Origin of the sequence: Flavobacterium sp. DG2-3 (genome assembly GCF_030730925.1) — a bacterium.
Classification (GTDB): domain Bacteria; phylum Bacteroidota; class Bacteroidia; order Flavobacteriales; family Flavobacteriaceae; genus Flavobacterium.
In genome coordinates this window covers 267752-287713 of sequence record NZ_JAVAMB010000003.1, presented here as the reverse complement: position 1 = coordinate 287713, position 19962 = coordinate 267752, and the positions used below count along the sequence as shown (strand labels likewise).

Genomic DNA, 19962 nt, shown 5'->3' with positions numbered 1-19962 from the left:
GTTTAAAAATATGTGTTAAGTAAATTTAAGCATTCTTAATAAATCTGCATAGTTAAGAATCTTTTTTTAAATGAACTTATATAACTTATATGGTTTAAAACGCACAGTCCAGAATCTTTTTTAAATGAACTTATATCACTTATATGGTTCAAAACGATTCTTAAACTAACATTCTAGAGATTAAGAAATTAAAGATTTCACAAATCTTACAGAAAATAGTAAAATTCAAAAGCTATTCCTTAAATTTGCAAAAAATTTACAATTATACAAATATAATATAAATGAGTACTACAACTACGCCTTATGTGGCTTTCAAAGTAAAAGATATTTCTCTAGCGGCTTGGGGAAGAAAAGAAATTGAATTGGCTGAGGCTGAAATGCCAGGTTTAATGGCGCTTCGTGCTGAATATAAAGATGAGCAGCCTCTTAAAGGTGCTCGTATCGCTGGATGTCTTCACATGACTATTCAGACTGCTGTTTTAATCGAAACTTTAATCGCTCTTGGTGCTGAGGTTACTTGGTCTTCTTGTAACATTTTCTCTACTCAGGATCAAGCTGCTGCTGCAATTGCTGCTGCAGGAATTTCAGTTTACGCTTGGAAAGGTTTAAACGAAGAAGAATTTGACTGGTGTATTGAGCAAACTTTATTCTTTGGTGAAGACAGAAAACCATTGAACATGATTTTGGATGACGGTGGAGATTTAACAAACATGGTTATCGATCGTTTCCCAGAATTGGTTCCTGGAATTAAAGGTCTTTCTGAAGAAACTACAACTGGTGTTCACAGACTTTACGAAAGAGTAAAAGCGGGAACTCTTCCAATGCCTGCAATCAACATTAACGATTCTGTTACTAAATCTAAATTTGATAACAAATACGGATGTAAAGAGTCTGCAGTAGACGCTATTCGTCGTGCAACTGACTTAATGTTGGCTGGAAAAAGAGTTATTGTTTGCGGATACGGTGACGTAGGAAAAGGAACTGCAGCTTCTTTTAGAGGTGCCGGTTCTATCGTAACAGTTACTGAAATCGACCCAATTTGTGCTTTACAAGCTGCAATGGACGGTTACGAAGTTAAAAAATTAGATACTGTAATTGCTAATGCTGATATCATCATTACAACTACAGGAAATAAAGATATCGTTGTGGGAAGTCACTTCGAAAAAATGAAAGACAAAACTGTTGTTTGTAACATCGGACACTTCGATAACGAAATCGACATGGCTTGGTTAAACAAAAACCACGGTGCTTCTAAAATCGAAATCAAACCTCAGGTTGACAAATATACTATCGCTGGAAAAGATATCATTATCTTAGCAGAAGGTCGTTTAGTAAACTTAGGTTGCGCTACAGGTCACCCAAGTTTTGTAATGAGTAACTCATTTACAAACCAGACTTTGGCTCAAATCGAATTATGGAACAACGCTGCAGCTTACAAAAACGAAGTTTATATGTTACCAAAACATTTAGATGAAAAAGTTGCTGCTTTACACTTAGCTAAATTAGGAGTTGAATTGGAAACTTTACGTGAAGATCAAGCTGCTTATATTGGTGTTGAAGTTCAAGGTCCATTTAAACCAGAATACTACAGATATTAATCTATTTTAGATTTAAGATTTCTGATTTCTGATTTTTAGAAATATATCTTAAACCCGACAAGTTTTAAAAAACTTGTCGGGTTTTGTTTTCTATATGAATTACATCTAATAAAGATTTCTTTCAAAAAATTGCACGTTTATAAATATCTCCTTACTTTTAATTACCAAAAATAAGTTTCTAATTCTCAACGACATAAACAATATACTTTGAAAAAAATATCTTATTTATTCGTCTTCATCTTTTTACTAACTCTTCCGCATATCATTTTTTCTCAGGAAAAGAAACCTAAAGTTGTATTAGTATTAAGTGGTGGCGGAGCAAAAGGAATTGCCCATATTCCGCTTTTGCAAAAACTGGATTCGCTACACATTGTTCCCGATCTTATTGTTGGAAATAGTATGGGAAGCATTATAGGCGGATTGTACGCGATGGGATATTCTGGAGACAGTATCGAAAAAATTACCAAAAATATTTATTGGGATAAACTTCTAGGCGGAGGTCAATCGTTACGATCTGTAAGTGTAGAAGAAAAAAGAGAATTTCAAAGATATTTAGTCGGAATTGGGGTTAAAGACGGAAAACTGAACAGTATTGGTTCCCTTTTAAATGACCAAAATTTGAGAGAATATCTTTCTGAATTAACCTTTCCGGTATACAATGTAAAAGATTTCGATAGCCTTCCAATACCTTTTAGAGCCATGGCCACAGACTTGGTTGAAGGAAAAGAAGTTATTTTAAGCAAAGGCAGTTTAGCTTATGCCATGAGAGCAAGTATGTCATTGCCTGCTATTTTCAAGCCAATGCCTTATGGGAAATCAATATTGGTAGATGGAGGAGTTTTAAATAATTTCCCAACAGATGTTGCCAAACAAATGGGTGCCGACATTATCATTGGAAGTGACGTGGGAGGCGGAATGGAACCATTAGACAAACTGAATAACATTATGACGGTGTTAATGCAAACCAGTATGTTTCCGAGTAATATTAAGAATCCTGCAAACCGTGATCTTTGTAATATATTAGTAGATCACTTCCCCAATTTACGATTCTCAACTGCTGATTTTGCAAAAAGTAATGAAATTTACAAAGACGGTAAAATAGCCACAAATCAAAATCTCCCGGCATTAATTTCTTTATCTGAAAAGCTAAAAGCATTTCCGCAACGAACTCACGCATTGCCTGAGATGCCAAAAGAATTTGTGTTTGACACTATCGTTTATAGAAGAATAAGTCCCGAAAACATGCCTTTGGTTGTAGGAAGAACAAATCTTAAAACACATGTAAAATACACCACCAAAGATTTAATTGCTGGAATTAACAGAGCTATGGGGACTAATCTATTTGAAGAGATTACGTACAGCTATTTCATAGAAGACAAAGACAAACTCGGCATCAACTTATTTGGGTTTGAGCGTGCCAAAAATCAGCTTAGCAATTCTGTACATTACGACACTTACAGAGGAGTCGGTATCATTTTTAATTACACCGGAAGAAACATTCTCGCAGATGCTTCCCGCCTTCTTATAACTGCCGATATTGCAGAACAGCCAAAAGTGAGAATCAATTATCAGAAAAACTTTGGAGGACGCAGAGAATGGTGGTGGGCAACAGAAGGTTACGGAGCTTTTCTGAGACAAGAAATTTACATCAATGGCAAGGCTTCAGACAATATATTGTACAATGCTCTTGAATTCAATAATGAAGTAAACCGAAATTTAAACTCCCTAAAAAGCTATGTAGGTTTTGGACTAAATTATAGCTACACTAATCTAAAACCAAAATATGACCGAGAATATAATCCTAACTCCCTCTCAATAAACAACTACAGTTTTAACAACATCGAATTTAATTTGCACTATTCCTACAATGATATGGATAAGGTTTTCTTTGCTACAGAAGGAACCATTATAAAATCAAATGTAGCGCGATCATTCCTTACCGATCTCGAAACCTCGTTTTCTGATCCAGATTTAACCAGCATTTCTGGTTCAACAAATGGTTACACCAAGTTTGGTTTTACTTATGAAAAGAGATTACCCATAAAAAAGAAAATTACAGGAATCCTAGGATTTGATTCTTATTTTATTTTTCAAGATAAACTCAAACAAGATGATATTCCATTTTCAGGATTTGGCTATGCTGCAAAATATTTCGTTGGTGGCATTATACCAAGCTCTGGCAGTAATCGTTTTTCATTTCCTGGCCTTCACGAAGACGAACTCAATGTCACACAATACATGGGTGTTAAATTGGCATCTCAAATCAATATTACAGGAAAAATTTATGTGACACCTCATTTTAAAGTTGCAACTGTTGGCTTTGACACTTTTAACGAATATCTAGATCACGCCTTTAATCCAAAAGGAAAATGGGATGACAACATGGATACTAGTCTTGTATTATCAGGGGGAGCCGCAATCTCCTACCAATCCATTTTAGGGCCAATCATTTTTGATACCTCATGGATAAATAATATCGAAAAAGTAAGATTGTTTTTTAGTGTCGGATTATCGTTTAATCCATAAAGATTTTAAAAATCCAAAATTTCAAAACCCAAATTCCAAAATCTAAAATCAGAAATCTAAAATCAGAAATCTAAAATTAATTTGGGCGTGCCACCACCCCGATAAAAATGGTAATTCACTTTGCGCACATGCCCCTTTTTATCGGGTTGCTGTCGGGCTATCCGCGCTACTTCGGTAGCCAACTCCTATCCCTCACGCAAACGGGTGTGCTACAAATAACAGAATTAATCAGATTATTATTATTTTATTGAAATATAAATTTAAATTTGGATGGAATAACTAACCGAAATCCAACTATGAAAAAACATTTATTTTTAATCTTATTAATTCTCTTTCCTTTTTTTGCTTCTGCCCAAAGTAGCAACTTTAACTCTCATATACAGCAAGCGCGAAACATGAATATGCAAATGCAGAGGCAAAATCAACAATGGGCAAGTGAACGCAGCAGAGCCGACCAGCAATGGTTCATGCAAACTATGATGAATCGCCAGTCAATGTCTAAAATTCAGCTAACAGAAAAAAAGATTGCCAAAGAAGAAAAAAACAAAAAGAAACTCGAAGAAAAAAATGCAAAGCTAAATTCTGAATTGGAACAACAGAAAAAACAATTAGAAACACTTGAGCATTCAGATAAAAATTTAAATGAAGACACGCAAAAAAGCATTGAAAAAGCCAAACAAAAAATAGCAAAATCTGAAGAAAAACTAACTCAATCAAAAGGTGAATTGGAGACAAGCTCTAAGAAAATTGATGATTTAAAAAATGAAAATACAATCTTATTAACTAAGAAATCTGAACTTGAAAAAAAGGAACAAGAAGAAAAAGCCAGAAAACAAAGTCAAGAAGATATAAACAAAGCTCTTTTGCAAAATTTAAAAACAAACTGATTAATTAAAATCATTTAAATGACCAACGAAAACATAATTCAAACCGCATTCGACCTCAACGTTCAATTCGTTGCCAATATAAATACAATGAATTTTGAAAATCTAAATAGTAAGTTCGAAATCAATCAAGCTGTTTTTGAAGAAATCAAAGAAGAATTATTCGACTACTTTGGAACAGAGGATTTACCCAAACTAAAAATTCTTATAACCGATTTCATTGTCTTTAAATACAATTCTGGCGAAAAATTGGGCATCGAAGCAAAACTTTTTACCGAAGATAATCAGGAAACAGAACTAACTTTACATACCGAATTCTACAATAATAGCTTAAGATTTAAGTTAATTGAAGTAATGTAGGATTACTTTTTAAAATTCAAAATAACATAGAATGATCGAGAAAATTATGTGCGATTTGCACGGCTCAAAAGAAATGTCTTTCGCTTGTATTCATATCGCAACAGCAATAGATTCAAAAAACCAAGTTGGATTTTTCTATTCTGAAGCCGAAGGAGATCTGCCACAAATTGCGTGGTGTAATTCCTGTGAACAATATCTTCTCGATAATGGTGAAGAATGGACTGACGCCTTTCAAAACTTAGCCGATTTCAAAATGCTTTGCTCCGATTGTTTTGATGAAGCAAAAAGTAATGAATTAGAGACCCATCTCAGATAAATACGATTACATGAGAAAGATTATTACGTTTTTTGCATTCGTTATCCTAAATTGCTCTGTTTTCGCGCAAAGCAATGATATTTGGACTTCATTCCCAAATAAAGACACAACACTTATCGGTTTTAAAGACAAAAACGGAACAATAAAAATAGAACCAAAATTTACAGGTTTTACAACTGCTCAAAAATTCGAAAATATCATAGCGGTTTCTGAAGAAGAAAACGGAAAATGGAAAAGCTATTACCTAACCAAACAAGGAAAAATAGTTGGACGCGACAGTTTGTATGTTTTTGACAATGGCCCAGATTGCGAAAATGAAGGTTTCATAAGATTTACAGATCGCAAAACAGATAAAATGGGAATCTTTAACAGTGAAGGAAAAATTGTAATCCCAGCGCAATACAGCGCTTTAACCAAAGTTAGAAATGGCCTAATCGTTGTCTTAAAAGACGCAGAGAAACAGCAAGATGGAGAACATTTTTTCTGGAAAGGCGGAACTGAATTTCTAATTGACATTCATAACAAAATCCTAGTAGAAAATTTTCCGTACAACGACAATCTTAATTACTATTCCTTAGAAAAAACAAAGGAACCAAGCAAAGATGTAACTAAGGAAAGCTTTCTTGGAGTCGACGGCCAATATTATTCTTTTATTAATTATGAAAAAGAATTCACACATTGGTTGAAAAATACTTTTCTTCCTAATTTATCCAAAGCCAATTTAGAAAAATATTCTTTCGATAAAATCACGTATTGGAAAGAGCCCGACGGCTGGATCAGCAAATCTAAAACTAAATTTATTGAACAGAATTATACTCTTTTAAAACTAAAATTACAGCAGTTAAATTCTAAAAACACAGACTACTTTATCTCTTCTGATGGATTAAATCAATTCATTTACGAATCAGAGGAATACGACATTTATTTCAACAATTGCAACGAATCTAAAGATTGGCAATATCCAACTATGGATATCGTAATTAATTCAAAAAACAAAACCGATTTCGGGCAAGATCACTTTGAATTTTTGCGGACAGAAAATGGCTATAGATTAATTAGTGTTTCGCTTAAAAAAGAAGTTCTTAAATAAGATTCTAGATTAAAGTTTAACTTTGTAAAAAAGCGAACTATGAAGAATTTTCTATTTTTATTCTTGGCGATAGTATTCGAAATCATCGCAACCTCAGCATTAAAAAAATCAGAAGAATTTACAAAATCGATTCCCAGTATCATTACTATAATTGGGTATTGCGGTGCTTTTTATTGTTTGAGTTTTGCAATCAGAACAATTCCAGTTGGTTTTGCGTATGCCATTTGGTCGGGAGTTGGTATTGTTTTAATCACTATTATTGGTGCTGTTTTCTTCAAAGAAATTCCAGATTTGCCTGCTATTATTGGCTTAGCATTAATCGTAATTGGCGTGATTGTAATTAATGTTTTTTCTAAGACTGTGGCGCATTAGAAAAATGCCACGAAGCCACAAAGACGTGAAGTTTTTTAAGTTTTAACCGCTCAATTCAAAACTTATGCTCTATCTTTGATAGTATCAAATGATACTATCATGAAGCCGCCTTATGACATTACTCCTACTATATTAAAGCTAATTAGTTTAATTTCTGAACAGATTGGTGCTTTAAATGCCACTTATCTTGACAAACATTCTCCACAGTTAAGAAAACAAAACAGAATTAAAACCATTCACTCTTCTCTAAAAATTGAAGGAAATACTCTAACTGAAGATCAGATAACTGCTTTAATAGAAAACAAAAGGGTTATAGGACCACAAAAAGATGTTTTAGAAGTTTTAAATGCTATTAGAGTGTATGACGGTTTATCAAAATACAAAGCTTCTTCTTCAAAAAGTTTTTTATTAGCTCACCAACAATTAATGAAAGATCTTGTATTAGATGCTGGAAATTATAGAAAACAAGGTGTTGGTATTGTTAAAGGTACAAAGGTCGCGCATATAGCTCCTCCACATGAAAATGTACCTTTTTTGATGAATGATTTATTTGATTACTTAAAAAATAAAGAGGAATTAACTTTAATTAAAAGCTGCGTTTTTCATTATGAAATGGAATTTATTCATCCATTTCTAGACGGAAATGGAAGAATGGGACGATTATGGCAAACCGTTATTTTAATGGAGAAGTATCCTGTATTTGAATTTTTACCTTTTGAAACCTTGATAAGCAAAACACAAGACAATTATTATAAAGCATTAGCCATTAGCGATAATATTGGAAAATCTACTCCCTTTATTGAATATATGCTTGATGTAATTCATAAATCTTTAGAGAGTCTATTGGACTATGACAATAGAATAATCAAAGATATTGATCGATTAGAGTATTTTTATTTGTTAGGTATTAAAGAGTTTACTCGCAAAGATTATATGCATGTATTTAAAGATATTTCAGCTGCAACAGCCAGTAGAGATTTAAAGAAAGGAGTAGCGCTAAAACTTTTTAATATAACAGGAAATCACAATACGAGTAAATATACTTTAAATGCAGAGTAATTTTTTTTAAAATAATATATTTTCTATGATTTTAAAAAAAGCAACAATTTCAGACCTTGAAGAGATGCAGCAGTTGTATGTGCAAACCATCCAAGCAGTTTGTCAAAACGATTATAATGAAGAGCAAAGAAAAGTTTGGTCTTCGGGTGTAAACAATACAGAACGCTGGCTTGAAGTCATTAAAACACAATTTGTTTTATTAGCAATAATAGAAAATCAAATTGTAGGTTTCGGAACTTTAAAAGACAGCAATTATATTGATTTCTTCTATATTCATAAAGATTTTCAACGACAAGGAATTGCAGATAAAATCCTAAACGAATTAGAACTAGAAGCTAGAAAACATAACTCAAAAATTATAACGTCTGATATCAGCATCACTGCAAAACCATTTTTCGAAAAGAAAGGATTTCTTGCTAAAGCTAAACAAAAAAATATTCGCGAAAACGTTGAACTGATCAATTATAAAATGGAGAAGAAATTATCGTGATTTTTTTTATGCCACAAAGGCGCGAAGGCACAAAGTTTAATTATTAATCTTTGTAATACTTAAAAAAATAGTGCCTTTGCGCCTTTGTGGCAAAAAGAACAGCAAGTTTCGGATTTTATACCTTTAAAAACCAATCGATATTTGTATTATAAAATTGAATGAAGATGAACACACAGGAAAACATCAATTATAATCGTATCGCCGAAGCTATAGATTATATCAAAGCAAATTTTAAAGACCAGCCTAATCTTGATGAGGTGGCAGAAAAAGTACATTTGAGTCCGTTTCACTTTCAAAGACTTTTTAGCGAATGGGCAGGCACGAGTCCGAAGAAATTTTTGCAATATACCAGTATCGAACACGCCAAAAAATTACTGAAAGAAAATCAGGCAACTATTTCTGAAACTGCATTTGAAACAGGTCTTTCAGGAACCAGCCGTCTGCACGATTTATTTGTAAATATTGAAGGAATGACACCGGCAGAATACAAAAACGGTGGAAAAAATCTGTCCATTAATTACAGTTTTGCCGAAAGTCCGTTTGGAAATATTATTGTGGCTTCTACCCAAAAAGGTGTTTGTTTTATGGCTTTCGCCGAAGATGAAGCAAAAGGCTTTATAGTTCTGAAAGAGAAGTTCCCGAATGCTCAATTTTCTAAAAAACTGGATTTAGCACAGCAAAATGCGCTATTTATTTTTCAAAACGACTGGAGTAAATTATCCGAAATTAAACTACACTTAAAAGGAACCGATTTTCAATTGAAAGTTTGGGAAGCTTTGCTGAAAATCCCAATGGGACAGCTTTCTACTTACGGTTCTATTGCACATCAAATTCAGAAACCAAATGCATCACGCGCAGTTGGAACAGCAATTGGTAGTAATCCAGTTGCGTTTTTGATTCCGTGTCATCGCGTAATTCAGTCTTCTGGAATATTCGGAGGTTATATGTGGGGAAACACCCGAAAAACAGCCATAATTGGCTGGGAAGGCGCGCAGATAAATCTTTAATTTTTTTGGCCACGACTCGAGCGATAGCGAACAGGCGAAGCAATTCACGAATTATTTTTAAAATCTTTGAGATTATTTTTTTCGAATTAATTAGAATAATACCAGGTAACGCATTTAAAAATAAAATTCGTGAATTCGTGGCAGAAAAACTTAACCCAAAACACCGCAAGTTTCGGATTTTTTAGCTTTTCCGATTTTAGAAACTTTGCATTCTAAAATCATAGAAAATGGAAAAATTAAAAAACAGAATTGCTTTTATTACAGGCGGAACCAACGGAATGGGATTTGCAACAGCGCAAGAATTCATTAACAACGGCGCAAAAGTAATTATAACCGGACGTAGTGAAAAAACCGTACATAAAGCCGTTGAAGAATTAGGCAAAAATGCCATCGGAATTGTTTCTAATGCAGGACAATTATCAGATATTTTCGAACTGCAAAATCAAATTAAAAAACATACCGATAAAATTGATGTTTTGTTTGTAAACGCAGGATATGGCAAATTTAATCCTATTGAAAATGTAACAATCCAAGAGTTTGATGAGGTTTTTAATATGTTGGTAAAAGGAACATTTTTTACTGTTCAGCAAATTTTACCGTTAATGCAAGAAGGAGGTTCGATTATTTTAAACACTACTTTCTTAACTGACATCGGGCAATCTAATATGTCAATTTACACTGCTTCAAAAGCAGCAGTTCAATCCTTTATCAAAACTTTTGCTGCCGAATGTACTCCAAAGAAAATCAGGGTAAACGGAATCAGTCCGGGTTATATCGCAACTAATATTTTCAACAATACTGGTTTAAGCGAAGAAAACATCAAAAACACGATCGATGCTGTTACACCCACTCTCCCATTTAAGCGTTTTGGGGAACCTGGAGAAATTGCCAAAACGGCTTTATTCTTAGCCTCAGATGATGCTTCTTATATTCATGGAATCGAATTAAGAGTTGACGGAGGTTTATCAAAAACAAAATCATGAAAACAAAAATAGAATCTCTAAACTGGGAAAACATCACCGAATCTATGCACGAAAATGGTTTTGCCATTATTCCAAATATTCTTGATAACGAGCAATGTGAAGATTTAAAATTCGATTATGACAATCCCAATTTATATCGGAAAACAGTTGTGATGGAACGTTATCGATTTGGTTTAGGCGAATACAAATATTTCAATTATCCGCTGCCAGATTTAATTCAGGATCTTCGAACTTCGATTTATCCAAAACTTGCGCCGATTGCCAATGCTTGGATGAGAGCCTTAAATATCAACACCATATTTCCAGAAACTCATTCTGAATTATTGCAGCAATGTCATGAAAACGATCAATTAAAAGCGACCGTTTTAATTCTAAAATACGGAAAAAGCGGATTCAATACTTTGCATCAGGATTTATATGGCGATGTTTATTTTCCGATTCAAATTGTGCTTTTTCTAAATGAACCTGACAAAGATTTTAGTGGTGGTGAATTTGTTTTGACGCAACAAACTCCTAGAGCGCAATCTAAAGCCATAGTTCTAAAACCTAAGAAAGGAGATGTTCTTGTTTTTACGACTAATTTCAGACCTGTCAAAGGAACAAAAGGTTATTATAGAGTAAATATGAAACATGGCGTAAGCGAAGTTCATTCTGGTGAAAGATATACGCTGGGGATTATTTTTCACGATGCTTTGTCCTGATATTTTTTTGCCACAAATTGCACAAATTTTCACAAATTTTTATTCTCAATATTTAAAAATTAATTCGTGGAAATTAGTGCAATTCGTGGCGAAAAATTACAAAACGTAGACGCACTGCAGTGCGTCTCTACAATACAAAACTCATAACCTTATGATTAATCATCAAAAAATATCCGATTCTAAATTGTTTCATAAAATTAAAAATGGCGAAATTTGCTTTGGCGGCAACCAAAAACTCAAAATTTACGGAACGCTGAAATGTTCTTCGGGAAAAAGAATGAAACGCGAAAATCGGGTTTTCTTTTCTTCTGAAAATGAAGCCAAACAAAACGGCTTTAGACCTTGTGGACATTGCATGAAAACCGAATATCAAAACTGGAAAAATGGACTTATTTAATCCTCAAATAGACGAAACTACGAATCTGCTTCCAAAAGATGGAACGGTAAATTATTATGGAAAATTATTCTCCAGACAAGATGCCGATTTCTACCGCGATATTTTGCTCAATTCTATTGAATGGAAAAATGATGAAGCCGTTATTTTCGGAAAATTAATTCTAACCAAAAGAAAAGTAGCTTGGTACGGCGATCAGGAATTTGAATATACGTATTCGAATACGACGAAAAAAGCACTTCCTTGGACTCCTGAACTTTTACAATTAAAAAAGAAAATTGAAGAAAAAACAGGAGAAACGTTCAATTCTTGTCTGCTGAATTTATATCATACTGGCGAAGAAGGAATGGCTTGGCATAGCGATGCCGAAAAAGATTTGAAGAAAAATGGAGCGATCGGATCCGTAAGTTTTGGTGCCGAACGCAAATTTGCTTTCAAACACAAAGAATCTAAAGAAGTTGTTTCATTGATTCTAGAACATGGGAGTTTGTTGGTAATGAAAGATGAAACCCAAACACATTGGCTGCATCGATTGCCGCCAACAAAAAGCACTCAAAAACCTAGAGTTAATTTGACGTTTAGAACTATTGTTCGATAAAAATATTTTCACCATTAAGAGATTAAGAAAATTAAGTGTAATTCTTAATTCTTAATTCTTAATTCTTAATTCTATAATCATTTCTTTTTTGTGGCGACATTTTCATAAGAACGTATCAAAGCGTCTTCAAACATTTCGGGTCTTACTCTGGTAAGTTCAACAATTGTCCAACCTTGTTTTCCCCATTTGTTTGGAACTTCGTAAAAAATCTTTTCGCTTGATGCACAAAAAACTGACTGATCAATTTCGTTTAATTTTAAAACAGCGTGATTGTTTTTTTTGTCAAAAGTCGCAAAAATTTTCTTTTTGATTCGAAAAGAAGTCTTCTCAAAATGAGGCTCTTCGGTTGCATCTGGAAATGATAGCGCTAATTTTCTAAATTCTTCAATTGAAACCATAATCATCATTTTTAAGATTAAAAGTTTACTTTACCAGCCTTGATTCAGTCCGTTTTTAAGAACCTCATCGTATTTTTCTTTATCAAAAGAATATAAGTTTGGAGCTTTGTGTGCGACGTTGCTTTTCTTTTCGTCGAGTTTGTTAAGGATTCCGATATTGGTAATTTTTCTAAGAAAGTTTCGCCTGTCCAGTGTTTTATCCAAAATGGTTTCATATAACTTTTGCAGTTCCGGAATCGTAAATTTCTCGGGCAATAAATTGTAACCAATAGGCATTAAATTCAATTCTGTTCTTAAAGTGTCCAACGCTTTATCCAAAATTTCTCTATGATCTAAGATAAGCTCAGGAACTTCTTTATGATCAATCCATTCTACAACTTCAAATCTGCCTTCCGGATTTGGAAGAATTTGAGAAAAATCGACCAAAGCATAATAGCCAATTGTTACAAAACGTCGCGTGAGCCATTTTCCCTTTTCTTCTTCAATCTGCAGGTATTCGAGTGTTTTTTTATCAAAATGCTGATGGTTACGATTTACTTTTCCAAAGGTTGCAAATTGTCTTAAAAATACGCCATCAACACCTGTTCTGCCATTTAATATTGTAATCGCGGCGGTATCAATATCCTGATCTACAGGAATAAATCCGCCAGGCAGGGACCATTTATTGGCGCGTTCCACTTTAATCAATAAAACTTTTAACTGATTATCATGAAAACCAAAAATGACACAATCTATTGACAGTCCTGGCTGGTAGTTTTCGTTATTATCTAAAATGTCTTTTAACATCTGTTTTGTATAAACTTTCTTTTAATAACCCTGCAATTTACTTCATTTTTATAGAACTAAAATCTTTTCGTAAAACAAAGGGATGATTTTCATTAAAAATAGAAGTGTTGAAATCACAATTTTAACGAAAATTTAAAATCAAATTTAAAAAAAATAAGTACATTGCGTCATAATAACACATTAATGATTTTAATTGTTAGAAAATAAAGAAAAATAATACAAGCTGTTTCCATTTTTCTCAAAGTGAGTGTAGAAATTTAAATACAGAAGCTATGAATGCCAATCCTTTAAAAAACATCAATAAAAAAATCAGGACTTCGATATGGTCGTCTTTTGGTTTTGTTTCGAAAACCTATCTTTTGGAAGCATCTCTAAAATATAGTGAAGAACAGGAACGAATTTTCAACGAAATGATTGTTGAAACTGATGTAAAAGATAAGAAAGCGAAGAGAGAAGCTTATGAGAAAGCTTTGTATGCATCTTATAAAGGAATTGGTGCAATGGATTTTATTAATACCGTTTTAAAGTAAGTCCTTTACACATTTATAATAATTTATATTGATTGCCTCACTTCGGTGAGTTTATTTATTCCAAAAAAAATGGGGTCTTTAAGACCCCATTTTTTTAATTTGCTAATTCAAAATCAGCTTTTAGTTTTATATCTGCTGATGAAGCTCCGATCATTACTTCGAAATCTCCTGGTTCAGCACCCCATTCTAATTTATTATTGTAGAACGAAAGTTTTTCTTTATCAATTGTAAATTCGATTGTTTTAGATTCACCTGCATTTAATTTCACTTTTTGAAAATCTTTTAATTCTAAAACTGGACGAACTACAGATCCAAATTTGTCTTTTAAGTATAATTGAACCACTTCTTCTCCCGCCACTTTTCCAGTGTTTTTCAATTGGAAAGAAACTTTGATTGTTTCATTGCTTTTGATTTTAGTTGAAGATAATTTCAAGCCAGAATAATCAAATGTTGTATAACTTAAACCGTATCCGAAAGGGAATTTTGGAGAGTTTTTCAAGTCAATATATGCCGAAACATAGTTGGTTGAATTCTCATCTTTAGCAGGTCTTCCTGTACTAAAGTGGTTGTAATAAATTGGCACCTGTCCTACTTCTCTCGGGAACGTCATTGGCAATTTTCCAGACGGATTGTAATCTCCAAACAATACATTTGCAATTGCATTTCCTGCTTCTGTTCCTAACCACCAAGTGTAAACAATTGCTGGAACATTATCTGCAGTCCAGTTAAAAACTAAAGGTCTTCCAGCGTTTATTAAAACTACAACTGGTTTTCCTGTTGCCATAACCGCTTTTACTAAATCTTCCTGAACACCTGGTAAATGCAAATCGCTACGACTTTTTGCCTCACCGCTCATATCGCGTCTTTCACCAATACTCAAAATGACAACATCTGCTTGTTTTGCTGTTGCTACCGCTTCTGCAAAGCCGTCTTTATTGTTTCCTTCTATTTCACATCCTTTTGCATACAATAATTTGGTGTTTTTGCCTACTTTATTTTGCAAACCATCCCATTGCGAAACGATCCATTTATTATAGTCAACTTCTGGAAGTTCAACCGCCCAGAATCCCATATTTTCTTTGTACTCTTTTACCATCGGCCCAATAAAGGCGATTGTTTTTGTATTTTTCGAAATTGGTAAAGTTTGGTTTTCATTTTTTAATAAAACGATACTTTTCTCTGCCATTTCGCGTGCAGCCTTTCTGTGCTCTGGATTGTTTAACGCTTTCTCTTCGCGTTTTGCATCAGAATATCTGTAAGGATCATCAAATAATCCCATTTCGAATTTCTTGCGAAGAATACGTCGTACCGCGTCGTCAACCAAATCAATAGAAACTCTTCCTTCTTTTACTAACTCTGCTAAATTCTTACGGTATGCATTACTTTCCATATCCATATCGCTTCCTGCTGTAATCGCAGCATAAGCCGCTTCTTTAAGATCTTTAGAATAGCCGTGTGCCACCATTTCTCCGATTGATCCCCAATCTGAAACTACGAAACCTTGAAAGTTCCATTTTCCTTTTAAGATATCTCTCTGCAAATGCGCATTTCCAGTTGCCGGAATTCCGTTAATATCATTAAATGAATTCATGAAAGTTGCTGCTCCAGCGTCTAAAGCGGCTTTAAATGGAGGCAAATACGTTTCTAAAAGCATTCTTTCGCTCATATCAACCGAGTTGTAATCTCTTCCTCCAACTCCAGCACCATAAGCTGCGAAGTGTTTTACGCAGGCCATTACAGAGTTTAATTCCCCTAGTTTATTTCCTTGAAAACCTTTTACTCTTGCATAAGCGATTTTAGAACCTAAATAAGTGTCTTCTCCTGCACCTTCCATTACACGTCCCCAACGCGGATCACGTCCAATATCAACCATTGGAGCAAATGTCCAGTGGATTCCGCTTGCTGCTGCTTCAATTGCCGCAACTCTTGCTCCTAATTCTATAGCTTCTAAATCCCAACTTGCTGCTTCTGCTAACGGAAGCGGAAAAGTGGTTTTATAGCCATGGATAACATCTTGTCCGAACAACAATGGAATTTTAAGTCTTGACTGCATTGCCAATTCCTGATATTGTCTGGTATATTTTGTTCCGATAACATTCAGCATCGAACCGATTAAGCCTTGTTTAATTTCGGCTTGTTTGTTCGGGTTGATTGTAATTGGCCCAGTTGCCTGATTATCGCCAGTGTACTGATTCAGCTGGCCTACTTTTTCTTCAATTGTCATTTTTTTCAACAGATCATTGACTTTTTGATCTATTGACTGCTGCTGTGCCGACGCCATAAGCGAAAGCATAAACAGCGTAATTGTTGTTACTTTTTTCATAGTTTAAGTTTTTACCAAACGTAAGTCGCTACTGCGCCAGCGTTTAGAGTGGTTGAGGTTTGTTTTTGGTTGTATTTAATATTAAATGTTTCTGCCGAAGCTCCGTCATTTTCTACAATTAAAACAGTTTGTCCTGATGGAGTTTTGAAAGCCACATTATATAAGTTTCCTGCAATATTACTTCCTATCCTTACTGAACCCTCTGGAACAAATTTAGAAGCGTGTCCTATAATATAATATCCTACTTCTCTTTTGATATTTTGATTTTGATCAATCATCAAAGCTCCTTTACAAGTTGAACATCCTCCTGGTGTAAAAGGTTTGTAGAATTCATCATTTGCTAATCCCCAAGAAAGCGCGTTTTTACTCCAGTTTCTCATCGAACCGATTACTACATTTTTTACGCTCCATTTTAGATCGTTTTCAAAATTGCTTCCAGATCCTGTATATTGTTCGGTAAAATACAAATCTTTATTCGGAAATGCATTATGAACCGTTGTTAAAGCGCTAATATCTCCTTCGTACAAGTGAAAAGCTGATCCTGTTACAAACGGATTTGCTTTTGGATCTTTTAAAATCGTTAAAGGATATTCTGGTTTGTTGCAGTTGTGATCGTAAACAATAATTTTTGTTTTGATTCCTGCTTTCGCGAAAGCGGGGCCTAAATGATTTCCAATAAAATCTGCCTGCTGCTCTGCCAACATCAACAAACTCGGATTGTTTCCTGGATGCAAAGGTTCATTTTGAGGTGTGATCGCGTCAATAACAATTCCGTGCGATTTCATTGCTTGAATGTATTTCACAAAATATTGCGCGTATACTTCATAATATTTTGGCTGTAAACTTCCACCTTTTGAACTTCCGTTGTCCTTCATCCAAACTGGAGGCGACCACGGAGAACCCATTATTTTTATTTTAGGATTTATAGCTAAAATTTCTTTTAAAACCGGAATCACATCTTCTAAATCTGGTCCTAAATTAAAATGTTTTAGTTCTAAATCGGTTTGCCCTTCTGGCATATCATCATACGAAAAAACTTTTTCATTCAAATCTGATGCTCCAATACTTAATCTTAAATAACTTAAACCAATTGCGTCGTCTTTTCTTGAGAATAATTCCTGAAGTAAAGCTTCTCTTTTTGGCTTATCCAATTTTTTGATAGCCTGAGCACTTCCTCCTGTTAACGAAAATCCAAAACCTTCTATGGTTTGAAATTTCTCTTCTGGATTTACTTCAATTGTTGGATTTGAATTTGTTTCTGAAGCGAAAGTCAAATCGGTTTGTTTTTTAAGTTTTGACGTTTCATCTGTGGTCGTAATCCAAGAAGAAACTTTTCCAGTATTTTTTACAGCATTTGTTGAAGATCCACAGTTGAACTGCATTGCAATTAATGGCAGTAAAACTAGAATTTGAAGTTTTTTGTTGATGTTTTTCATTTTAATCTATTTCTATTAAGACAGGCAAATGATCTGACGGATATTTTAAATCTTTAGAATCACTTAGCACTGCGTGTTTTGTAACGGTTAAACCACTATTTTTTGAAATAAAAATGTAGTCTAATAATAAGGTTACGGGTTCATTATGTTTGAAATCGTTGAAAGTTCCTGAAGGTCCGAAAGGTTTTGCTTTTGAAACGTCTCTAGTGTCATTCATCACTTTTTTGATTTCGCCAATTTGCGGTGTACTTGGTTCAGAATTAAAATCTCCCATTAAAAAAGCAGGATAATTTTTTGTGTTCAGTTCTTTCATTTTAGAAAGAACAAGCTGTACGCCTTTCACTCTTGCTTCTTCACCCATGTGATCCAAATGCAAATTGAAAACCCAGAATGTTTTTTTAGTTTTTAAATCTTTAAAAAGTCCATAAGTACAAACTCTATTGCATGCCGCATCCCAACCTCTTGAAACTACATTTGGAGTTTCTGACAGCCAGAAAGTATTGGATTGTTCTACCTTGAAACGATCTTTTTTATAGTAAATCGTACAAGCTTCTCCCAAGCCTCCTTCTTCTCTTCCTACTCCAAACTTGTTATAATTGGTCTGCGCATTTGCAATATCTATTACCTGGTTTGGTGTCGCTTCCTGAACTCCAAATATGTCTGGACTGTAAAAACCGATTTGAGCATTAAAATAGTCTTTTCGGTTTGGCCAGGCATTTTCTCCATCTGATGCAACATCGAGACGAACATTGTAAGTCATAATTTTTAAATTCTGACCATAAAATGAGTTCACGGTTAAAAACAGCATTACTGCAAAAACAAGTTTGTTTATCTTTTTCATGTTAAAAAATTTTAATCCCGTAAAGCTAGGTTTTCCGAGGCTTTAGAGAAAAATATTAACTTAAAAAATATGTTAATTATGTCTTATTTGTATAATAATATCAAGAAAGTGTATAAAAATCAGAACGCTGATAAAACAGGTTTTAATTATAAACTCTTACGTAGTCAACTTCATAAGTTGCACTTTTAAAGTTTGGATCTACTGCGCCTCCAAAATTTCCTCCCATCGCAAAATTCAGAATAACAAAGAATTTTTCGTTAAAAGGAGTTGAACTTGAATTTTTGAACGTATAGAATAAAGTATCGTCTACATAGAATTTGATGCTTTCTGCGCTCCATTCTGCCGCATAAATATGAAATTCTGTTGCTGTGTTTGCAATTTTTATGGTTTTAGTATCAGGCGTATTTCCAGAACGTCCCGGAGAATGAAGAGAAGAATGAATTACATCTGGATTATTCCCAACCGATTCTAAAATATCAATTTCGCCACAAGCTGGCCAAGGCACTGTATCAATATTATCACCCAAAAGCCAGAAAGCAGGCCAAGTTCCACCACCAACAGGCAGTTTTGCACGAACTTCGGCTCTTCCGTATTTGAACGAAAATTTACCTTTTGTCAGCATTCTTGTTGAAGTGTATTTACTTCCTTGATAATCTTCTCTAATTGCTGTGATTTTTAAAGTTCCGTTATCAATTCTAACGTTTTCTGTCCTGTTAGTATAGTATTGCAATTCGTTATTTCCAAAGCCATTGCCAGTTCCTAAATCATACCCCCATTTTGAAGAGTCTGGAGCTCCGTCTGTATTAAACTCATCTGACCAGATTAATTTTCTAGCCACAAAAATGTTTACTGTTGCTGTAGTATGTGTGTACTTTATGCCGTTAAATGCTGTTACATCAATCGTATAAGATTTTGTTCCTGGCTCAGTAAATTCATAAGCAAAAGTGTTGGCTGTAATTTCTTTTGTTTCATTGTTGACCACAATTTTATAAGACTTTGCATTGGCAGCTTCTATTTTTAAACTAATTTTTCCGCTTCCGTCACCATTTGGCATTTCGGCCGTTTTACCCACTACATCAACTTGCAGAGAAATTTTATCGGGTGCTACCACCACAGGATCTTCAGTCGAATCATTATTGCTGCTGCACGATTGAAACACAAACAGCAGGATTAAAGTAAATACTCCCGCTCTATTTATGAGATTGATTATTTTCATCTTTTTATTATTTAATGGTTTAGTTAATAAATTGACTTTCAATATAAATATTAT

Annotated in this window: 21 protein-coding genes; 15 read left to right on the top strand and 6 right to left on the bottom strand. The window is 34.0% G+C overall.

All coding sequences use genetic code 11. The annotated features are described in order from the left end of the window. Positions 1–281 precede the first annotated feature (281 nt). The 14 genes from ahcY to Q9Q97_RS07165 all read left to right on the top strand — a co-directional run bounded on the left by ahcY (position 282) and on the right by Q9Q97_RS07165 (position 12378). The gene (ahcY, locus tag Q9Q97_RS07230; RefSeq protein ID WP_306155889.1) at positions 282–1598 is read left to right on the top strand and encodes an adenosylhomocysteinase; all 1317 of its coding nucleotides are present in this window, start codon (positions 282–284) and stop codon (positions 1596–1598) included. A 207-nt stretch (positions 1599–1805) separates the two neighbouring features. Beyond that, entirely contained in the window at positions 1806–4124 is a 2319-nt protein-coding gene (locus Q9Q97_RS07225; RefSeq protein ID WP_306155888.1) for a patatin-like phospholipase family protein, read from the top strand. A 296-nt stretch (positions 4125–4420) separates the two neighbouring features. Continuing rightward, complete coding sequence (locus Q9Q97_RS07220; protein WP_306155887.1) at positions 4421–5011, top strand: hypothetical protein; 591 nt, start codon at positions 4421–4423, stop codon at positions 5009–5011. Between the two features lie 18 nt (positions 5012–5029). After that, positions 5030–5368 (top strand): hypothetical protein, encoded by a 339-nt coding sequence (locus Q9Q97_RS07215; protein WP_306155886.1) that lies wholly within the window; start codon positions 5030–5032, stop codon positions 5366–5368. Positions 5369–5399: 31 nt separating this feature from the next. Next, on the top strand, positions 5400–5684 hold the full coding sequence (locus Q9Q97_RS07210; RefSeq protein WP_306155885.1) for a hypothetical protein: 285 nt from the start codon (positions 5400–5402) through the stop codon (positions 5682–5684). A gap of 10 nt (positions 5685–5694) precedes the next feature. Beyond that, entirely contained in the window at positions 5695–6774 is a 1080-nt protein-coding gene (locus Q9Q97_RS07205; protein ID WP_306155884.1) for a WG repeat-containing protein, read from the top strand. Between the two features lie 39 nt (positions 6775–6813). Continuing rightward, the gene (locus Q9Q97_RS07200) at positions 6814–7146 is read left to right on the top strand and encodes a multidrug efflux SMR transporter (RefSeq protein WP_306155883.1); all 333 of its coding nucleotides are present in this window, start codon (positions 6814–6816) and stop codon (positions 7144–7146) included. Positions 7147–7245: 99 nt separating this feature from the next. Beyond that, positions 7246–8205 carry a Fic family protein gene (locus Q9Q97_RS07195; RefSeq protein ID WP_306155882.1) on the top strand — a complete coding sequence of 320 codons (960 nt, stop codon included), beginning with the start codon at positions 7246–7248 and terminating at the stop codon, positions 8203–8205. Positions 8206–8230: 25 nt separating this feature from the next. Beyond that, positions 8231–8695, top strand: coding sequence for a GNAT family N-acetyltransferase (locus Q9Q97_RS07190; protein WP_306155881.1), 465 nt, complete (start codon positions 8231–8233; stop codon positions 8693–8695). 164 nt (positions 8696–8859) lie between these two features. Then, complete coding sequence (locus Q9Q97_RS07185; RefSeq protein WP_306155880.1) at positions 8860–9702, top strand: methylated-DNA--[protein]-cysteine S-methyltransferase; 843 nt, start codon at positions 8860–8862, stop codon at positions 9700–9702. Between the two features lie 227 nt (positions 9703–9929). Next, entirely contained in the window at positions 9930–10685 is a 756-nt protein-coding gene (locus tag Q9Q97_RS07180; protein ID WP_306155879.1) for an SDR family oxidoreductase, read from the top strand. Further along, a complete protein-coding gene (locus tag Q9Q97_RS07175) occupies positions 10682–11386 on the top strand; it encodes a 2OG-Fe(II) oxygenase (RefSeq protein WP_306155878.1) in 705 nt (234 codons plus the stop codon). The genes Q9Q97_RS07180 and Q9Q97_RS07175 overlap by 4 nt, the downstream gene beginning before the upstream one ends. A 151-nt stretch (positions 11387–11537) precedes the next feature. After that, positions 11538–11783, top strand: coding sequence for an Ada metal-binding domain-containing protein (locus Q9Q97_RS07170; protein ID WP_306155877.1), 246 nt, complete (start codon positions 11538–11540; stop codon positions 11781–11783). After that, the gene (locus tag Q9Q97_RS07165) at positions 11770–12378 is read left to right on the top strand and encodes an alpha-ketoglutarate-dependent dioxygenase AlkB (RefSeq protein WP_306155876.1); all 609 of its coding nucleotides are present in this window, start codon (positions 11770–11772) and stop codon (positions 12376–12378) included. The genes Q9Q97_RS07170 and Q9Q97_RS07165 overlap by 14 nt, the downstream gene beginning before the upstream one ends. 77 nt (positions 12379–12455) lie before the next feature. On the opposite strand, the gene Q9Q97_RS07160 is transcribed toward Q9Q97_RS07165, so the two are convergent. Together Q9Q97_RS07160 and Q9Q97_RS07155 are read right to left on the bottom strand one after the other, a co-directional pair. After that, entirely contained in the window at positions 12456–12776 is a 321-nt protein-coding gene (locus Q9Q97_RS07160) for an MmcQ/YjbR family DNA-binding protein (RefSeq protein ID WP_306155875.1), read from the bottom strand. Positions 12777–12806: 30 nt separating this feature from the next. Then, a complete protein-coding gene (locus tag Q9Q97_RS07155; RefSeq protein WP_306155874.1) occupies positions 12807–13562 on the bottom strand; it encodes an NUDIX domain-containing protein in 756 nt (251 codons plus the stop codon). A 272-nt stretch (positions 13563–13834) separates the two neighbouring features. Here Q9Q97_RS07155 and Q9Q97_RS07150 point away from each other — a divergent pair, with 272 nt between their 5' ends. Further along, positions 13835–14092: a hypothetical protein gene (locus tag Q9Q97_RS07150; RefSeq protein WP_306155873.1), complete on the top strand. Its 258-nt coding sequence runs from the start codon at positions 13835–13837 to the stop codon at positions 14090–14092. A 94-nt stretch (positions 14093–14186) separates the two neighbouring features. On the opposite strand, the gene bglX is transcribed toward Q9Q97_RS07150, so the two are convergent. The 4 genes from bglX to Q9Q97_RS07130 all read right to left on the bottom strand — a co-directional run bounded on the left by bglX (position 14187) and on the right by Q9Q97_RS07130 (position 19908). Then, complete coding sequence (gene bglX, locus Q9Q97_RS07145; RefSeq protein ID WP_306155872.1) at positions 14187–16415, bottom strand: beta-glucosidase BglX; 2229 nt, start codon at positions 16413–16415, stop codon at positions 14187–14189. A gap of 11 nt (positions 16416–16426) precedes the next feature. Continuing rightward, on the bottom strand, positions 16427–17851 hold the full coding sequence (locus tag Q9Q97_RS07140) for a glycoside hydrolase family 30 beta sandwich domain-containing protein (protein ID WP_306155871.1): 1425 nt from the start codon (positions 17849–17851) through the stop codon (positions 16427–16429). A gap of 1 nt (position 17852) precedes the next feature. Then, the gene (locus tag Q9Q97_RS07135) at positions 17853–18692 is read right to left on the bottom strand and encodes an endonuclease/exonuclease/phosphatase family protein (protein WP_306155870.1); all 840 of its coding nucleotides are present in this window, start codon (positions 18690–18692) and stop codon (positions 17853–17855) included. A gap of 142 nt (positions 18693–18834) precedes the next feature. Beyond that, positions 18835–19908: a glycoside hydrolase family 16 protein gene (locus tag Q9Q97_RS07130; protein ID WP_306155869.1), complete on the bottom strand. Its 1074-nt coding sequence runs from the start codon at positions 19906–19908 to the stop codon at positions 18835–18837. Positions 19909–19962: the final 54 nt, after the last annotated feature.

Excerpts from the sequence above, each read along its gene's own strand:
- Q9Q97_RS07155 (WP_306155874.1), bottom strand. The coding sequence starts at position 13,562 with ATGTTAAAAGACATTTTAGATAATAACGAAAACTACCAGCCAGGACTG.
- Q9Q97_RS07135 (WP_306155870.1), bottom strand. The coding sequence starts at position 18,692 with ATGAAAAAGATAAACAAACTTGTTTTTGCAGTAATGCTGTTTTTAACC.
- Q9Q97_RS07185 (WP_306155880.1), top strand. The coding sequence starts at position 8,860 with ATGAACACACAGGAAAACATCAATTATAATCGTATCGCCGAAGCTATA.
- Q9Q97_RS07170 (WP_306155877.1), top strand. The coding sequence starts at position 11,538 with ATGATTAATCATCAAAAAATATCCGATTCTAAATTGTTTCATAAAATT.
- Q9Q97_RS07220 (WP_306155887.1), top strand. The coding sequence starts at position 4,421 with ATGAAAAAACATTTATTTTTAATCTTATTAATTCTCTTTCCTTTTTTT.
- bglX (WP_306155872.1), bottom strand. The coding sequence starts at position 16,415 with ATGAAAAAAGTAACAACAATTACGCTGTTTATGCTTTCGCTTATGGCG.
- Q9Q97_RS07150 (WP_306155873.1), top strand. The coding sequence starts at position 13,835 with ATGAATGCCAATCCTTTAAAAAACATCAATAAAAAAATCAGGACTTCG.
- Q9Q97_RS07215 (WP_306155886.1), top strand. The coding sequence starts at position 5,030 with ATGACCAACGAAAACATAATTCAAACCGCATTCGACCTCAACGTTCAA.
- Q9Q97_RS07190 (WP_306155881.1), top strand. The coding sequence starts at position 8,231 with ATGATTTTAAAAAAAGCAACAATTTCAGACCTTGAAGAGATGCAGCAG.
- ahcY (WP_306155889.1), top strand. The coding sequence starts at position 282 with ATGAGTACTACAACTACGCCTTATGTGGCTTTCAAAGTAAAAGATATT.
- Q9Q97_RS07175 (WP_306155878.1), top strand. The coding sequence starts at position 10,682 with ATGAAAACAAAAATAGAATCTCTAAACTGGGAAAACATCACCGAATCT.
- Q9Q97_RS07140 (WP_306155871.1), bottom strand. The coding sequence starts at position 17,851 with ATGAAAAACATCAACAAAAAACTTCAAATTCTAGTTTTACTGCCATTA.
- Q9Q97_RS07205 (WP_306155884.1), top strand. The coding sequence starts at position 5,695 with ATGAGAAAGATTATTACGTTTTTTGCATTCGTTATCCTAAATTGCTCT.
- Q9Q97_RS07200 (WP_306155883.1), top strand. The coding sequence starts at position 6,814 with ATGAAGAATTTTCTATTTTTATTCTTGGCGATAGTATTCGAAATCATC.
- Q9Q97_RS07180 (WP_306155879.1), top strand. The coding sequence starts at position 9,930 with ATGGAAAAATTAAAAAACAGAATTGCTTTTATTACAGGCGGAACCAAC.
- Q9Q97_RS07130 (WP_306155869.1), bottom strand. The coding sequence starts at position 19,908 with ATGAAAATAATCAATCTCATAAATAGAGCGGGAGTATTTACTTTAATC.
- Q9Q97_RS07195 (WP_306155882.1), top strand. The coding sequence starts at position 7,246 with ATGAAGCCGCCTTATGACATTACTCCTACTATATTAAAGCTAATTAGT.
- Q9Q97_RS07160 (WP_306155875.1), bottom strand. The coding sequence starts at position 12,776 with ATGGTTTCAATTGAAGAATTTAGAAAATTAGCGCTATCATTTCCAGAT.
- Q9Q97_RS07210 (WP_306155885.1), top strand. The coding sequence starts at position 5,400 with ATGATCGAGAAAATTATGTGCGATTTGCACGGCTCAAAAGAAATGTCT.
- Q9Q97_RS07165 (WP_306155876.1), top strand. The coding sequence starts at position 11,770 with ATGGACTTATTTAATCCTCAAATAGACGAAACTACGAATCTGCTTCCA.